Source organism: Streptococcus sp. FSL E2-3488 (genome assembly GCF_038003585.1).
GTDB lineage: Bacteria > Bacillota > Bacilli > Lactobacillales > Streptococcaceae > Streptococcus > Streptococcus thermophilus.
On sequence record NZ_JBBOPL010000001.1, the window covers coordinates 1,774,396 to 1,791,516 of the forward strand.

Annotated in this window: 5 protein-coding genes, 12 tRNA genes, 6 rRNA genes and 1 pseudogene; all 24 read right to left on the reverse strand. The window is 45.9% G+C overall.

Features of this window, described 5'->3' with window-relative positions:
- Positions 1-155: 155 nt before the first annotated feature.
- Positions 156-1,346: an SAM-dependent methyltransferase gene (locus MHH90_RS09115; protein ID WP_024704158.1), complete on the reverse strand. Its 1,191-nt coding sequence runs from the start codon at positions 1,344-1,346 to the stop codon at positions 156-158.
- An 81-nt stretch (positions 1,347-1,427) separates the two neighbouring features.
- A complete protein-coding gene (locus tag MHH90_RS09120; protein ID WP_014607875.1) occupies positions 1,428-1,754 on the reverse strand; it encodes a M20/M25/M40 family metallo-hydrolase in 327 nt (108 codons plus the stop codon).
- A gap of 639 nt (positions 1,755-2,393) precedes the next feature.
- Positions 2,394-2,467 (reverse strand) — tRNA-Asn (locus MHH90_RS09125).
- Positions 2,468-2,472: 5 nt separating this feature from the next.
- Positions 2,473-2,588 (reverse strand): 5S ribosomal RNA (gene rrf, locus MHH90_RS09130).
- Positions 2,589-2,671: 83 nt separating this feature from the next.
- Positions 2,672-5,571, reverse strand: a 23S ribosomal RNA gene (locus tag MHH90_RS09135).
- 146 nt (positions 5,572-5,717) lie between these two features.
- Positions 5,718-5,790, reverse strand: a tRNA-Ala gene (locus MHH90_RS09140).
- Between the two features lie 54 nt (positions 5,791-5,844).
- Positions 5,845-7,392: ribosomal RNA gene (locus tag MHH90_RS09145) — 16S ribosomal RNA — on the reverse strand.
- A gap of 128 nt (positions 7,393-7,520) precedes the next feature.
- Positions 7,521-7,594, reverse strand: a tRNA-Pro gene (locus tag MHH90_RS09150).
- Between the two features lie 7 nt (positions 7,595-7,601).
- Positions 7,602-7,675: transfer RNA gene (locus MHH90_RS09155), tRNA-Arg, on the reverse strand.
- A 14-nt stretch (positions 7,676-7,689) separates the two neighbouring features.
- Positions 7,690-7,775: transfer RNA gene (locus MHH90_RS09160), tRNA-Leu, on the reverse strand.
- Positions 7,776-7,781: 6 nt separating this feature from the next.
- A tRNA-Gly gene (locus MHH90_RS09165) sits at positions 7,782-7,853 on the reverse strand.
- 6 nt (positions 7,854-7,859) lie between these two features.
- A tRNA-Thr gene (locus tag MHH90_RS09170) sits at positions 7,860-7,932 on the reverse strand.
- Positions 7,933-7,946: 14 nt separating this feature from the next.
- Positions 7,947-8,028 (reverse strand) — tRNA-Leu (locus MHH90_RS09175).
- A gap of 5 nt (positions 8,029-8,033) precedes the next feature.
- Positions 8,034-8,106 (reverse strand) — tRNA-Lys (locus MHH90_RS09180).
- A 19-nt stretch (positions 8,107-8,125) separates the two neighbouring features.
- Positions 8,126-8,198, reverse strand: a tRNA-Asp gene (locus tag MHH90_RS09185).
- Positions 8,199-8,200: 2 nt separating this feature from the next.
- A tRNA-Val gene (locus MHH90_RS09190) sits at positions 8,201-8,273 on the reverse strand.
- A 5-nt stretch (positions 8,274-8,278) separates the two neighbouring features.
- Positions 8,279-8,394: ribosomal RNA gene (rrf, locus tag MHH90_RS09195) — 5S ribosomal RNA — on the reverse strand.
- A gap of 83 nt (positions 8,395-8,477) precedes the next feature.
- Positions 8,478-11,377 (reverse strand): 23S ribosomal RNA (locus MHH90_RS09200).
- A gap of 146 nt (positions 11,378-11,523) precedes the next feature.
- Positions 11,524-11,596 (reverse strand) — tRNA-Ala (locus tag MHH90_RS09205).
- Positions 11,597-11,650: 54 nt separating this feature from the next.
- Positions 11,651-13,198 (reverse strand): 16S ribosomal RNA (locus tag MHH90_RS09210).
- Together the 16S, 23S and 5S rRNA genes with 12 tRNA genes alongside form the textbook arrangement of a ribosomal RNA operon.
- A gap of 384 nt (positions 13,199-13,582) precedes the next feature.
- Positions 13,583-14,053, reverse strand: a pseudogene (locus tag MHH90_RS09215) (ECF transporter S component).
- On the reverse strand, positions 14,043-14,804 hold the full coding sequence (locus MHH90_RS09220) for a bifunctional hydroxymethylpyrimidine kinase/phosphomethylpyrimidine kinase (protein WP_011225331.1): 762 nt from the start codon (positions 14,802-14,804) through the stop codon (positions 14,043-14,045). The pseudogene MHH90_RS09215 and the gene MHH90_RS09220 overlap by 11 nt, the downstream one beginning before the upstream one ends.
- Positions 14,797-15,543: a tRNA pseudouridine(38-40) synthase TruA gene (gene truA, locus MHH90_RS09225; protein ID WP_011680650.1), complete on the reverse strand. Its 747-nt coding sequence runs from the start codon at positions 15,541-15,543 to the stop codon at positions 14,797-14,799. The genes MHH90_RS09220 and truA overlap by 8 nt, the downstream gene beginning before the upstream one ends.
- 105 nt (positions 15,544-15,648) lie before the next feature.
- Complete coding sequence (dnaJ, locus tag MHH90_RS09230) at positions 15,649-16,800, reverse strand: molecular chaperone DnaJ (protein ID WP_113870454.1); 1,152 nt, start codon at positions 16,798-16,800, stop codon at positions 15,649-15,651.
- Between the last annotated feature and the right edge of the window lie 321 nt (positions 16,801-17,121).

Genomic DNA, 17,121 nt, shown 5'->3' on the forward strand with positions numbered 1-17,121 from the left:
TAATTTGGCGTCTGCGTTCACCTTTTCGATTTCTTGCTTGATTAGCATAAAGGTTACTTCGAATAAGTGAAACGATATCATTTTATGAAAGCGTTTTCGTTACACAATTGTAAAAAAGCGTTCGCGACAAAAATGTTGCAAACGCTGAAAGGTTTTTAATTTTCGCGAGCTGTCATGTAAGCACGGCTCATTGGCAACCCTTGGCCGGCAGCACCCTTAGTCATTAGGAACTGGATAACATCAATGTTTCCTGATTCAAATGAAGCAGCACTACCTTGTAGGTATAAGTCCCAAGCACGGGCGAATGCTTCGCCACGCTCAGCAACTGTTTTGTCGTATACGGCGTGGTAATTCTCAGTCCAAGTTTCCAACGTCTTTTGGTAGTGTCGACGCAATGGTTCGATATCGTCCAACTGCATACCGGCTTCCATAATGTGTGTGACGTTCTCGGCGATATTTGGAATGTAACCACCAGGGAAAATGTACTTTTGGATAAATGGATCAACACCGGCACCGTAGTGTTGACCAGTGATACCGTGAATCAACGCACGGCCATTTGGTACGAGATAGTTCGCGACGTCCTTAAAGTACTCGCCCAAGTTTTCCTTACCAACGTGTTCAAACATCCCAACTGAAGTGATGTAGTCAAAGGTCATATCCACATCACGGTAATCGCGCAACATAACGTGGACCTTATCTTGTAGGCCTAGTTCTTGAATGCGTTGGTTCGTAAAGGCATATTGTTCTTCTGATAACGTTACGCCATATGTTTCAAGGCCGTATTCTTGGGCAGCCGTGATAATTAACGTTCCCCATCCAGAACCGATATCCAATAGCTTCTTACCTGGTTCACTGTGCAACTTGTCTAAAATATGGTGAACCTTGGCCATCTGAGCTTCTTCCAATGTCATCCCATCCTTTGGCCAGTACGCTGCAGAATAAGTCATTGATGGGCCCAACCACTCCTTATAGAAGTCATTACCAATATCATAGTGACTGTGAATGTCTTCTTTAGATTCATTCTTATCGTGGCCGTGGAGCATTTTCGTCAATGTGCCCTTGAAACCGCTTTGATCAGTTAAAAAACTACCGGATTGACGGTAAGCGGAAGCAATCAATTCTTGAATGCTTCCTTCAATTTCAATGCCACGATTCATGTACGCCTCAGCGAGTGTAAATGTTGGCATCTTGGCTAAGGACTTCATGTTTGGTTTCTCATTCAACTTAATGTGAATTTTTGGTAAGCCGTCCCCGTAGTTTTCTGACTTACCATCCCAATATGTCACCATAACGGGCACATCAAAAGCTTTTGACAAAAGCTTGCTAAGTACTTGTTTCTCTAACATGTTATCCACCCTATCTCAATAATCTTACATATTAAAGTATACACCCTTTTCATTAAAGTGTACACCCTTTTCAAACACCGATCAAAATAAAGGGCTATGATGGGGATAATTTCCGCCATCTTCAGGCTGTGCACCAATGTAAAAGAAAGTACTTGGTACAACTTGCCCATAATATGAAAAATCTTCAGAAGGATTTTGTGGTCCTAAATAGACTATATTATTGACTTCTGGAATATTCTGATCTTTTAAGCTGTCAACTACAAAGTGAGTGAGATTTTCTGAATTAAAGAGTACAGGATAGTTATCGTCATAATCTACAATCACTTCAACCCCAAAGGTTACTCCAACGCCTTTAGCAATTTGTTTCACTTGATCTCGGATGACTTTTCTAGTTGTTTCTTTCATCATCCGAACATCCCCTTTTAACACTACTTTATCTTGTATGGCTCTATAATTTCTGTAGTGGGTAAAACTACTGTAGAGATTATAGAGATTTTTGAATACAGACAAAACGTCCAATAAGAACTATAATGAAAAGCGACGAAACTACCATTAGGAAGAACTTATGAGACTTATTAAGAATACCACAGAATTGCAGACACTAACATCATTATTTCTCTTGTATTTGAAAAAGATACCTTAATCGAGGTTTAAACAAAACTAGAACACCAACACTACTATGTGCTTAAAAAGCCTTGCTTCCAGTGTAAAGGGTGTAAGAGAGTCATTATTTCAAATCTAGCTCGATAAAAAATTACACAACGCCTTACTTGAAAAGGGTATCATTTGTCCATCTTAAACTTGATCAGTTTACTTTCAAGTAACATAAAGACCAACTCCCAGCTATTAAGTTCTAAGATGAATAAGATACAGTTTCTTACAATGAATATGACAGAAGCCTATATGCCACTAGCTCGAAAACTTTTTATCAAACCTTAAGCTCAAATAAAGTCGTTGAAAAGACACATCTAGATATTAGCTTTTCGTCATCAACTACAGTTAACAAATAACAAAAAAAGCTAGACATTGTCTAGCTTAAAAAATATACTCCGCCAGTAGGACTCGAACCTACGACATCATGATTAACAGTCATGCGCTACTACCAACTGAGCTATGGCGGATAAAGGCTAAGCGACTACCGTATCTAACAGGGGGCAACCCCCAACTACATCAGGCGTACTAGGGCTTAACTTCTGTGTTCGGCATGGGAACAGGTGTATCTCCTAGGCTATCGTCACTTAACTCTGAGTATTCTCAACTCAAAATTGAATATCTATACTGTATCAAGAAACCAAATCGTTGTCAATATATCTCAGTTACATTCGTTGGATAAGTCCTCGAGCTATTAGTATTAGTCCGCTACATGTGTCACCACACTTCCACTTCTAACCTATCAACCTGATCATCTCTCAGGGCTCTTACTGATATAAAATCATGGGAAATCTCATCTTGAGGTGGGCTTCACACTTAGATGCTTTCAGCGTTTATCCCTTCCCTACATAGCTACCCAGCGATGCTCTTGGCAGAACAACTGGTACACCAGCGGTAAGTCCACTCTGGTCCTCTCGTACTAGGAGCAGATCCTCTCAAATTTCCTACGCCCGCGACGGATAGGGACCGAACTGTCTCACGACGTTCTGAACCCAGCTCGCGTGCCGCTTTAATGGGCGAACAGCCCAACCCTTGGGACCGACTACAGCCCCAGGATGCGACGAGCCGACATCGAGGTGCCAAACCTCCCCGTCGATGTGAACTCTTGGGGGAGATAAGCCTGTTATCCCCAGGGTAGCTTTTATCCGTTGAGCGATGGCCCTTCCATACGGAACCACCGGATCACTAAGCCCGACTTTCGTCCCTGCTCGAGTTGTAGCTCTCGCAGTCAAGCTCCCTTATACCTTTACACTCTGCGAATGATTTCCAACCATTCTGAGGGAACCTTTGGGCGCCTCCGTTACCTTTTAGGAGGCGACCGCCCCAGTCAAACTGCCCGTCAGACACTGTCTCCGATAGGGATAACCTATCTGGGTTAGAGTAGCCATAACACAAGGGTAGTATCCCAACAACGCCTCACTCGAAACTGGCGTCCCGAGGTCATAGGCTCCTACCTATCCTGTACATGTGGTACAGATACTCAATATCAAACTGCAGTAAAGCTCCATGGGGTCTTTCCGTCCTGTCGCGGGTAACCTGCATCTTCACAGGTACTAAAATTTCACCGAGTCTCTCGTTGAGACAGTGCCCAAATCATTACGCCTTTCGTGCGGGTCGGAACTTACCCGACAAGGAATTTCGCTACCTTAGGACCGTTATAGTTACGGCCGCCGTTTACTGGGGCTTCAATTCATGCCTTCGCTTACGCTAAGCACTCCTCTTAACCTTCCAGCACCGGGCAGGCGTCACCCCCTATACATCATCTTACGATTTAGCAGAGAGCTGTGTTTTTGATAAACAGTTGCTTGGGCCTATTCACTGCGGCTGACCATCAGTCAGCGCCCCTTCTCCCGAAGTTACGGGGCCATTTTGCCGAGTTCCTTAACGAGAGTTCTCTCGCTCACCTGAGGCTACTCGCCTCGACTACCTGTGTCGGTTTGCGGTACGGGTAGAGTATAATTAACGCTAGAAGCTTTTCTCGGCAGTGTGACATCACTAACTTCGCTACTAAACTTCGCTCCCCATCACAGCTCAATGTTAAAGATATAAGCATTTGACTCATATCACACCTCACTGCTTGGCCAGACACTTCCAATCGTCTGGTTTAGTTAGCCTACTGCGTCCCTCCATCACTATATACTCTAGTACAGGAATATCAACCTGTTGTCCATCGGATACACCTTTCGGTCTCTCCTTAGGTCCCGACTAACCCAGGGCGGACGAGCCTTCCCCTGGAAACCTTAGTCTTACGGTGGACAGGATTCTCACCTGTCTTTCGCTACTCATACCGGCATTCTCACTTCTATGCGCTCCAGCACTCCTCACGGTACACCTTCTTCGCACATAGAACGCTCTCCTACCATACCTATAAAGGTATCCACAGCTTCGGTAATATGTTTTAGCCCCGGTACATTTTCGGCGCAGGGTCACTCGACTAGTGAGCTATTACGCACTCTTTGAATGAATAGCTGCTTCTAAGCTAACATCCTAGTTGTCTGTGCAACCCCACATCCTTTTCCACTTAACATATATTTTGGGACCTTAGCTGGTGGTCTGGGCTGTTTCCCTTTCGACTACGGATCTTAGCACTCGCAGTCTGACTGCCGATTATATCTCATTGGCATTCGGAGTTTATCTGAGATTGGTAATCCGGGATGGACCCCTCACCCAAACAGTGCTCTACCTCCAAGAGACTTAACATCGACGCTAGCCCTAAAGCTATTTCGGAGAGAACCAGCTATCTCCAAGTTCGTTTGGAATTTCTCCGCTACCCACAAGTCATCCAAGCACTTTTCAACGTGCCCTGGTTCGGTCCTCCAGTGAGTTTTACCTCACCTTCAACCTGCTCATGGGTAGGTCACATGGTTTCGGGTCTACGACATGATACTAATGCGCCCTATTAAGACTCGGTTTCCCTACGGCTCCGTCTCTTCAACTTAACCTCGCATCATATCGTAACTCGCCGGTTCATTCTACAAAAGGCACGCTCTCACCCATTAACGGGCTCGAACTTGTTGTAGGCACACGGTTTCAGGTTCTATTTCACTCCCCTCCCGGGGTGCTTTTCACCTTTCCCTCACGGTACTGGTTCACTATCGGTCACTAGAGAGTATTTAGGGTTGGGAGATGGTCCTCCCAGATTCCGACGAGATTTCTCGTGTCTCGCCGTACTCAGGATACTGCTAGGTATAAAGACTATTTCGAATACGAGGCTATTACTCTCTTTGGCCTACCTTCCCAGGTAGTTCTTCTATAATCTTTAAGTCCACGTTGCAGTCCTACAACCCCGAAGAGTAAACTCTTCGGTTTGCCCTCTTGCCGTTTCGCTCGCCGCTACTAAGGCAATCGCTTTTGCTTTCTCTTCCTACAGCTACTTAGATGTTTCAGTTCACTGCGTCTTCCTCTACATTACCTTAACAGTAATGAGTGACAGGCATTACCTGCCGGGTTCCCCCATTCGGACATCTCTGGATCATTGCTCACTTACAGCTCCCCAAAGCATTTCGTCGTTAGTCACGTCCTTCATCGGCTTCTAGTGCCAAGGCATCCACCGTGCGCCCTTATTAACTTAACCTTATTTTGGCCTTTCGACCTAACTCATTAAATATTCACAGCGTTTCGGTTTATTTTCTTGTTACTATCTATATGTAATTACTTACATATGGAATTTGATATAGATATTCAATTTTCAATGGACAATACTTGAATCTTTCGATTCAATGGAGCCTAGCGGGATCGAACCGCTGACCTCCTGCGTGCAAAGCAGGCGCTCTCCCAGCTGAGCTAAGGCCCCACAAGACCTCTCAAAACTAAATAAGAAACTCAAGTACATTCCGTTTTTCCTTAGAAAGGAGGTGATCCAGCCGCACCTTCCGATACGGCTACCTTGTTACGACTTCACCCCAATCATCTGTCCCACCTTAGGCGGCTGGCTCCAAAAGGTTACCTCACCGACTTCGGGTGTTACAAACTCTCGTGGTGTGACGGGCGGTGTGTACAAGGCCCGGGAACGTATTCACCGCGGCGTGCTGATCCGCGATTACTAGCGATTCCGACTTCATGTAGGCGAGTTGCAGCCTACAATCCGAACTGAGATTGGCTTTAAGAGATTAGCTCGCCGTCACCGACTCGCAACTCGTTGTACCAACCATTGTAGCACGTGTGTAGCCCAGGTCATAAGGGGCATGATGATTTGACGTCATCCCCACCTTCCTCCGGTTTATTACCGGCAGTCTCGCTAGAGTGCCCAACTGAATGATGGCAACTAACAATAGGGGTTGCGCTCGTTGCGGGACTTAACCCAACATCTCACGACACGAGCTGACGACAACCATGCACCACCTGTCACCGATGTACCGAAGTAACTTTCTATCTCTAGAAATAGCATCGGGATGTCAAGACCTGGTAAGGTTCTTCGCGTTGCTTCGAATTAAACCACATGCTCCACCGCTTGTGCGGGCCCCCGTCAATTCCTTTGAGTTTCAACCTTGCGGTCGTACTCCCCAGGCGGAGTGCTTAATGCGTTAGCTGCGGCACTGAATCCCGGAAAGGATCCAACACCTAGCACTCATCGTTTACGGCGTGGACTACCAGGGTATCTAATCCTGTTCGCTCCCCACGCTTTCGAGCCTCAGCGTCAGTTACAGACCAGAGAGCCGCTTTCGCCACCGGTGTTCCTCCATATATCTACGCATTTCACCGCTACACATGGAATTCCACTCTCCCCTTCTGCACTCAAGTTTGACAGTTTCCAAAGCGAACTATGGTTGAGCCACAGCCTTTAACTTCAGACTTATCAAACCGCCTGCGCTCGCTTTACGCCCAATAAATCCGGACAACGCTCGGGACCTACGTATTACCGCGGCTGCTGGCACGTAGTTAGCCGTCCCTTTCTGGTAAGCTACCGTCATAGTGTGAACTTTCCACTCTCACACCCGTTCTTGACTTACAACAGAGCTTTACGATCCGAAAACCTTCTTCACTCACGCGGCGTTGCTCGGTCAGGGTTGCCCCCATTGCCGAAGATTCCCTACTGCTGCCTCCCGTAGGAGTCTGGGCCGTGTCTCAGTCCCAGTGTGGCCGATCACCCTCTCAGGTCGGCTATGTATCGTCGCCTAGGTGAGCCATTACCTCACCTACTAGCTAATACAACGCAGGTCCATCTTGTAGTGGAACAATTGCCCCTTTCAAATAAATGACATGTGTCATCCATTGTTATGCGGTATTAGCTATCGTTTCCAATAGTTATCCCCCGCTACAAGGCAGGTTACCTACGCGTTACTCACCCGTTCGCAACTCATCCAAGAAGAGCAAGCTCCTCTCTTCAGCGTTCTACTTGCATGTATTAGGCACGCCGCCAGCGTTCGTCCTGAGCCAGGATCAAACTCTCATTAATACTTTAATAATTGTTCGAGCGTTAACTCATTACCGTCGTCTGACGATTTATTCTTGTAAATTGACAGGTTATAATTCTTCTATCATAACCCTGCACTTGGTTTCTTATTCAGTTCTCAAAGGTCTTAATCGGGAAGACAGGATTCGAACCTGCGACCCCTTGGTCCCAAACCAAGTGCTCTACCAAGCTGAGCTACTTCCCGATAAAAATGCACCCTAGAGGAGTCGAACCTCTAACCGCCTGATTCGTAGTCAGGTACTCTATCCAGTTGAGCTAAGGGTGCTTATTATTAAGTTATGCCGAGGACCGGAATCGAACCGGTACGAAAGTTTCCTTTCGCAGGATTTTAAGTCCTGTGCGTCTGCCAGTTCCGCCACCCCGGCTCCTCAAGCGAACGACGGGATTCGAACCCGCGACCCCCACCTTGGCAAGGTGGTGTTCTACCACTGAACTACGTTCGCGTTTTATGCCGGCTACATGACTTGAACACGCGACCCTCTGATTACAAATCAGATGCTCTACCAACTGAGCTAAGCCGGCTAACTTTTTTCTAATGCGGGTGAAGGGACTTGAACCCCCACGCCGTTAAGCGCCAGATCCTAAATCTGGTGCGTCTGCCAATTCCGCCACACCCGCATATATGACCCGTACTGGGCTCGAACCAGTGACCCATTGATTAAAAGTCAATTGCTCTACCAACTGAGCTAACGAGTCTCAAATATTTCTACTTGAACGGTCCCGACGGGAATCGAACCCGCGATCTTCGCCGTGACAGGGCGACGTGATAACCGCTACACCACGGGACCTATGGGAGTTAACGGGATCGAACCGCTGACCCTCTGCTTGTAAGGCAGATGCTCTCCCAGCTGAGCTAAACTCCCTATTTGCTAAGCGACTACCGTATCTAACAGGGGGCAACCCCCAACTACATCAGGCGTACTAGGGCTTAACTTCTGTGTTCGGCATGGGAACAGGTGTATCTCCTAGGCTATCGTCACTTAACTCTGAGTATTCTCAACTCAAAATTGAATATCTATACTGTATCAAGAAACCAAATCGTTGTCAATATATCTCAGTTACATTCGTTGGATAAGTCCTCGAGCTATTAGTATTAGTCCGCTACATGTGTCACCACACTTCCACTTCTAACCTATCAACCTGATCATCTCTCAGGGCTCTTACTGATATAAAATCATGGGAAATCTCATCTTGAGGTGGGCTTCACACTTAGATGCTTTCAGCGTTTATCCCTTCCCTACATAGCTACCCAGCGATGCTCTTGGCAGAACAACTGGTACACCAGCGGTAAGTCCACTCTGGTCCTCTCGTACTAGGAGCAGATCCTCTCAAATTTCCTACGCCCGCGACGGATAGGGACCGAACTGTCTCACGACGTTCTGAACCCAGCTCGCGTGCCGCTTTAATGGGCGAACAGCCCAACCCTTGGGACCGACTACAGCCCCAGGATGCGACGAGCCGACATCGAGGTGCCAAACCTCCCCGTCGATGTGAACTCTTGGGGGAGATAAGCCTGTTATCCCCAGGGTAGCTTTTATCCGTTGAGCGATGGCCCTTCCATACGGAACCACCGGATCACTAAGCCCGACTTTCGTCCCTGCTCGAGTTGTAGCTCTCGCAGTCAAGCTCCCTTATACCTTTACACTCTGCGAATGATTTCCAACCATTCTGAGGGAACCTTTGGGCGCCTCCGTTACCTTTTAGGAGGCGACCGCCCCAGTCAAACTGCCCGTCAGACACTGTCTCCGATAGGGATAACCTATCTGGGTTAGAGTAGCCATAACACAAGGGTAGTATCCCAACAACGCCTCACTCGAAACTGGCGTCCCGAGGTCATAGGCTCCTACCTATCCTGTACATGTGGTACAGATACTCAATATCAAACTGCAGTAAAGCTCCATGGGGTCTTTCCGTCCTGTCGCGGGTAACCTGCATCTTCACAGGTACTAAAATTTCACCGAGTCTCTCGTTGAGACAGTGCCCAAATCATTACGCCTTTCGTGCGGGTCGGAACTTACCCGACAAGGAATTTCGCTACCTTAGGACCGTTATAGTTACGGCCGCCGTTTACTGGGGCTTCAATTCATGCCTTCGCTTACGCTAAGCACTCCTCTTAACCTTCCAGCACCGGGCAGGCGTCACCCCCTATACATCATCTTACGATTTAGCAGAGAGCTGTGTTTTTGATAAACAGTTGCTTGGGCCTATTCACTGCGGCTGACCATCAGTCAGCGCCCCTTCTCCCGAAGTTACGGGGCCATTTTGCCGAGTTCCTTAACGAGAGTTCTCTCGCTCACCTGAGGCTACTCGCCTCGACTACCTGTGTCGGTTTGCGGTACGGGTAGAGTATAATTAACGCTAGAAGCTTTTCTCGGCAGTGTGACATCACTAACTTCGCTACTAAACTTCGCTCCCCATCACAGCTCAATGTTAAAGATATAAGCATTTGACTCATATCACACCTCACTGCTTGGCCAGACACTTCCAATCGTCTGGTTTAGTTAGCCTACTGCGTCCCTCCATCACTATATACTCTAGTACAGGAATATCAACCTGTTGTCCATCGGATACACCTTTCGGTCTCTCCTTAGGTCCCGACTAACCCAGGGCGGACGAGCCTTCCCCTGGAAACCTTAGTCTTACGGTGGACAGGATTCTCACCTGTCTTTCGCTACTCATACCGGCATTCTCACTTCTATGCGCTCCAGCACTCCTCACGGTACACCTTCTTCGCACATAGAACGCTCTCCTACCATACCTATAAAGGTATCCACAGCTTCGGTAATATGTTTTAGCCCCGGTACATTTTCGGCGCAGGGTCACTCGACTAGTGAGCTATTACGCACTCTTTGAATGAATAGCTGCTTCTAAGCTAACATCCTAGTTGTCTGTGCAACCCCACATCCTTTTCCACTTAACATATATTTTGGGACCTTAGCTGGTGGTCTGGGCTGTTTCCCTTTCGACTACGGATCTTAGCACTCGCAGTCTGACTGCCGATTATATCTCATTGGCATTCGGAGTTTATCTGAGATTGGTAATCCGGGATGGACCCCTCACCCAAACAGTGCTCTACCTCCAAGAGACTTAACATCGACGCTAGCCCTAAAGCTATTTCGGAGAGAACCAGCTATCTCCAAGTTCGTTTGGAATTTCTCCGCTACCCACAAGTCATCCAAGCACTTTTCAACGTGCCCTGGTTCGGTCCTCCAGTGAGTTTTACCTCACCTTCAACCTGCTCATGGGTAGGTCACATGGTTTCGGGTCTACGACATGATACTAATGCGCCCTATTAAGACTCGGTTTCCCTACGGCTCCGTCTCTTCAACTTAACCTCGCATCATATCGTAACTCGCCGGTTCATTCTACAAAAGGCACGCTCTCACCCATTAACGGGCTCGAACTTGTTGTAGGCACACGGTTTCAGGTTCTATTTCACTCCCCTCCCGGGGTGCTTTTCACCTTTCCCTCACGGTACTGGTTCACTATCGGTCACTAGAGAGTATTTAGGGTTGGGAGATGGTCCTCCCAGATTCCGACGAGATTTCTCGTGTCTCGCCGTACTCAGGATACTGCTAGGTATAAAGACTATTTCGAATACGAGGCTATTACTCTCTTTGGCCTACCTTCCCAGGTAGTTCTTCTATAATCTTTAAGTCCACGTTGCAGTCCTACAACCCCGAAGAGTAAACTCTTCGGTTTGCCCTCTTGCCGTTTCGCTCGCCGCTACTAAGGCAATCGCTTTTGCTTTCTCTTCCTACAGCTACTTAGATGTTTCAGTTCACTGCGTCTTCCTCTACATTACCTTAACAGTAATGAGTGACAGGCATTACCTGCCGGGTTCCCCCATTCGGACATCTCTGGATCATTGCTCACTTACAGCTCCCCAAAGCATTTCGTCGTTAGTCACGTCCTTCATCGGCTTCTAGTGCCAAGGCATCCACCGTGCGCCCTTATTAACTTAACCTTATTTTGGCCTTTCGACCTAACTCATTAAATATTCACAGCGTTTCGGTTTATTTTCTTGTTACTATCTATATGTAATTACTTACATATGGAATTTGATATAGATATTCAATTTTCAATGGACAATACTTGAATCTTTCGATTCAATGGAGCCTAGCGGGATCGAACCGCTGACCTCCTGCGTGCAAAGCAGGCGCTCTCCCAGCTGAGCTAAGGCCCCACAAGACCTCTCAAAACTAAATAAGAAACTCAAGTACATTCCGTTTTTCCTTAGAAAGGAGGTGATCCAGCCGCACCTTCCGATACGGCTACCTTGTTACGACTTCACCCCAATCATCTGTCCCACCTTAGGCGGCTGGCTCCAAAAGGTTACCTCACCGACTTCGGGTGTTACAAACTCTCGTGGTGTGACGGGCGGTGTGTACAAGGCCCGGGAACGTATTCACCGCGGCGTGCTGATCCGCGATTACTAGCGATTCCGACTTCATGTAGGCGAGTTGCAGCCTACAATCCGAACTGAGATTGGCTTTAAGAGATTAGCTCGCCGTCACCGACTCGCAACTCGTTGTACCAACCATTGTAGCACGTGTGTAGCCCAGGTCATAAGGGGCATGATGATTTGACGTCATCCCCACCTTCCTCCGGTTTATTACCGGCAGTCTCGCTAGAGTGCCCAACTGAATGATGGCAACTAACAATAGGGGTTGCGCTCGTTGCGGGACTTAACCCAACATCTCACGACACGAGCTGACGACAACCATGCACCACCTGTCACCGATGTACCGAAGTAACTTTCTATCTCTAGAAATAGCATCGGGATGTCAAGACCTGGTAAGGTTCTTCGCGTTGCTTCGAATTAAACCACATGCTCCACCGCTTGTGCGGGCCCCCGTCAATTCCTTTGAGTTTCAACCTTGCGGTCGTACTCCCCAGGCGGAGTGCTTAATGCGTTAGCTGCGGCACTGAATCCCGGAAAGGATCCAACACCTAGCACTCATCGTTTACGGCGTGGACTACCAGGGTATCTAATCCTGTTCGCTCCCCACGCTTTCGAGCCTCAGCGTCAGTTACAGACCAGAGAGCCGCTTTCGCCACCGGTGTTCCTCCATATATCTACGCATTTCACCGCTACACATGGAATTCCACTCTCCCCTTCTGCACTCAAGTTTGACAGTTTCCAAAGCGAACTATGGTTGAGCCACAGCCTTTAACTTCAGACTTATCAAACCGCCTGCGCTCGCTTTACGCCCAATAAATCCGGACAACGCTCGGGACCTACGTATTACCGCGGCTGCTGGCACGTAGTTAGCCGTCCCTTTCTGGTAAGCTACCGTCACAGTGTGAACTTTCCACTCTCACACCCGTTCTTGACTTACAACAGAGCTTTACGATCCGAAAACCTTCTTCACTCACGCGGCGTTGCTCGGTCAGGGTTGCCCCCATTGCCGAAGATTCCCTACTGCTGCCTCCCGTAGGAGTCTGGGCCGTGTCTCAGTCCCAGTGTGGCCGATCACCCTCTCAGGTCGGCTATGTATCGTCGCCTAGGTGAGCCATTACCTCACCTACTAGCTAATACAACGCAGGTCCATCTTGTAGTGGAACAATTGCCCCTTTCAAATAAATGACATGTGTCATCCATTGTTATGCGGTATTAGCTATCGTTTCCAATAGTTATCCCCCGCTACAAGGCAGGTTACCTACGCGTTACTCACCCGTTCGCAACTCATCCAAGAAGAGCAAGCTCCTCTCTTCAGCGTTCTACTTGCATGTATTAGGCACGCCGCCAGCGTTCGTCCTGAGCCAGGATCAAACTCTCATTAATACTTTAATAATTGTTCGAGCGTTAACTCATTACCGTCGTCTGACGATTTATTCTTGTAAATTGACAGGTTATAATTCTTCTATCATAACCCTGCACTTGGTTTCTTATTCAGTTCTCAAAGGTCTTTGCCTCTCTTGAGACAACTTCTATATTCTAGCAAAGACAGAATATCTTGTCAACACTTTTTTTGAAGTTTTTTCTTTTCTTCGTGCTGGCCGTCTCTCATGAAACAGCTTATTTATAATATCATCCCTTCTTAAACTTGTCAATAGCTTTTTTTAAAGTTTTGGAACCTTTACGAGTTAGAGACAAATCGCTTAAGACAACTTTTATATCTTAGCACCCTTTTGGATAGCTGTCAAGAGGCTTATCACAAATCTGTTGTCATTTGTTTGATTGAACTCTTTTGAACGCTTGATATAATAGCCAACCAATTACAGTGCCTAAACCATTCTGACAAAAATTAGGAACCAACTCTGCGATTGAAGCTCCTGTTCCGTACATAAACACCGAAGAAAGGGCGTAGCCACTAACCCATTACAACAGTGGCTAGTAGTAGACCTAGGGGACGGTAGCCACCTTTTAGCCCTGCAAAATAGCCTTGTGCACCATGAATAAATAGACTTATGAACATCCATTGAGGAGCAGATGATAAGAGATCAATCAAAAAAGCAGATAAACCTCCTACAATAGCTCCCTCTTTCTTACCAAGGTAGAAGACTGTGAAGTAAATCCCTGCATCTACCAAAGTCAATAGTCCTGTTGGAGTTGGAATTTTCGCTACAAACCCAAAGGTTACTGATAAAGCCGTTAGAATGGCTAATAACGTCAGTTTTTTATTCTCTTATTTTGCATATTGAACGACTCCATATTCATTCGACTGTTTAATTGATTCAAAAACAAAGACCTTAGCATTGGCTACAGCTTCCGTTTCTGAAAATCCTTTGACTAATTCACTGGCTATGCTGGAAGCAAATGTACATCCTGCCCCTGTATTATTTTTATCTAGAACAGGTTTCTCAAATATTTTATATTCTTTCCCATTGTATAGAACATCTAACGCTTTATTACCATCTAGACGGTTGCCACCTTTTACGACGACAGTCTTAGCTCCCAATTCTTTTAAGCAACTAGCTGCAAGCTTCATATCATCAATAGTATGTATTTTTTTGTCAATAAGAAGTTCTACTTCTGGGAGATTTGGAGTAATGACTGTAACATAGGGGAAGAATTTAACCAATTCATCACGTAGCTGTGAAACCTCAACGTCATGTGTCTCCTTGCAAACTAGAACGGGATCCAATACAATTGGAATTTCTGGACATTTTTTAACAAAGTCTAAGGTTAATTCCGCAATTTCAACATTAGGTAATAAACCAATTTTTATTGCTGAGAAAGGAACATCTTTTAGTGAGTCAAGTTGTTGTTTAAATACCTTACTATCGATTGGAATAACCTCAAAACCATTCTCAGTCATAGCCGTTAGACAGGTAATAGCTACAAAACCATTTTGTTTATTAGTTGTAAATGTCGCTAAATCCGCATGAAGCCCGCCACCACTAAAAATATCATTCCCTGAAATCGCTAATACCAATTCATCACTCATATCGTATCTCCTTCAAATATAAACCATTACCTGCTACGGTTGGTCCCGCAAGATTGCGGTCACGACTTTCCAACACGGTCTTCGCTTGTGAAACTGGCATGCGTCCATTTCCAATTTTCAATAATGTTCCAACCATATTTCTAACTTGCTTATAAAGAAAGCCATTCCCAGAAAAAGCAAAGACATAAAACCCAGTTTTCTCATCGATAGATACACTTGCCTGGGTAATTGTACGCACTTTATTTTCTACAGATGTCCCTGAAGCTGTGAATCCTGTAAAATCATGTGTGCCGACCAATTCCATAGCAGCCTCTTGCATAAGAGCTAGACTTAGAGGGTAGGGATAGTGGATAGCATAATTACGCATCATGGGGTTCTTAGGTCGCCCTGCATCTACTAGGAATTCATAGGTTTTAATATGTTTACTATAACGTGCATGGAATTCCTCCGATACAAGCTCGATACTAACAATGTCAATATCATCTGGACACTGTGTATCTAAACCAAAACGCAGCTTCTCTGGATCCCTCTCCTGAGGTAAATCAAAGTGGATAACCTGTCCATAAGCATGAACACCAGCATCTGTTCGGCCTGCCCCGTGTACAGTTACAGGAATACCACTATTTAGCCGCAAAAGAGTCTTTTCGATCTCTTCTTGAATAGAACGAGCATTTGGTTGCCTTTGAAAACCTGAAAAAAGTGTCCCATCATAAGAAATTGTCGCTTTATATCTAACCATAAAATTATCATATCAGATTTTTTTAAGGATAAAAAGTATGTCAATCATCAACTGACCCCATACAGCTTCCAAAATAAAGAAAAAGACGCTTTTAGCGTCCTTTCTTTATAAATCCTCCAAAACATCTTTTACTTTGTTAAAAAATCCTTTTTTCTGTGGTGCAACCTTTTCATCACCACTTGCTTTTGCGAATGCAAGGAGAGCTTCTTTTTGAGCATCATTCAGCTTCGTAGGAGTTACAATCTTGACAGTAACTAGTTGATCCCCTTGTGAACCTCCACGAAGACGTGGCGCTCCCTTTCCTTTTAGACGGAAAGTTTTACCTGTTTGAGTACCCGCTGGAATAACCATCTCAACATTACCGTGAACGGTAGGTACTTCAACAGTATCACCAAGAGCTGCTTGGACAAAAGAAATGTTAAGTGTATAGTAAATTGTCGATCCATCACGAGTAAATTTATCGCTTGGATTAACATTGATGACTACAAAGAGGTCTCCATAAGGACCACCGTTGAAACCAGCTTCACCTTGGCCTGCAAGACGGATTTGTTGACCTGTTTCAACACCCGCTGGAATCTTGACAGATACTGTATGGCTTTGTTTTTCACGACCTGTTCCACGACAAGTTTGACAAGGATCCTTGATTTCTTGACCTGTTCCGTGACAGACGTCACAGGTTACTTGACGACGCATCATACCAAGTGGTGTTTGTGTATCAACATTGATAACCCCATGACCATGACAGCGACCACAGGTTACAGGACTTGTTCCAGGTTTAGCACCAGATCCTGAACATGTCTTACATGTCACTTCACGATTGTAGTGAATTTCTTTTTCAGCACCAAAAACAGCCTCTTCGAAACTTAGGTTGACACGATACTGAAGGTCGTCTCCTTGACGAGGAGCATTTGGATTGCGAGTAGCACCGCCACCAAAGAAGCTCGAGAAGATATCCTCAAAACCTCCGAAGCCTGCACCACCATCAAAGCCACCAAAGCTACCTTGGCCACCAAAGCTACCCTGGCCACCAAAGCCGTTCGCACCGTCTGGTCCGTATTGGTCATAGGCTGCACGTTTTTGGGCATCACTTAGAGTTTCATAGGCCTCTAGAATTTCTTTATATTTTTCTTCCGCACCTGGTTCTTTATTGATATCTGGGTGGTATTTTTTAGATAGCTTACGATAGGCACGTTTAATTTCGTCTTGAGAGGCATCCTTAGATAACCCAAGACGATCGTAATATTCGGTATTGTTCATAATTTAAGATACAAAGGGCATCTAATGGAGAAAGCCAAAGTAATAGTTTCGAAGATGGACTACTGGTCCCTCAAAACCATCTATCTTTTTGGCTTGTTCCATAGCCCGTGTTCAACGACGAACACTCTTTGATCCTTTCTATTTTATTTGTTACGAAACGAAGTAAAATATACATTATATTCACTTCACTTATTTTAGCGAAAAACAGAGGCTGGTTTGCAACCTCTGGATTTCTTCTTATGCTTTGTTTTTGAACTCGTAAGGTTGAATTGAGCACACCTTAACTTCTGTGTGAAAAAGAGACGTAGCAGTTTTCGCTTT

What these genes read in the sequence shown, in the direction of transcription:
- MHH90_RS09115 (WP_024704158.1), bottom strand. Translation starts at nt 1,346, where the DNA reads ATGTTAGAGAAACAAGTACTTAGCAAGCTTTTGTCAAAAGCTTTTGAT.
- MHH90_RS09120 (WP_014607875.1), bottom strand. Translation starts at nt 1,754, where the DNA reads ATGATGAAAGAAACAACTAGAAAAGTCATCCGAGATCAAGTGAAACAA.
- MHH90_RS09220 (WP_011225331.1), bottom strand. Translation starts at nt 14,804, where the DNA reads ATGAGTGATGAATTGGTATTAGCGATTTCAGGGAATGATATTTTTAGT.
- truA (WP_011680650.1), bottom strand. Translation starts at nt 15,543, where the DNA reads ATGGTTAGATATAAAGCGACAATTTCTTATGATGGGACACTTTTTTCA.
- dnaJ (WP_113870454.1), bottom strand. Translation starts at nt 16,800, where the DNA reads ATGAACAATACCGAATATTACGATCGTCTTGGGTTATCTAAGGATGCC.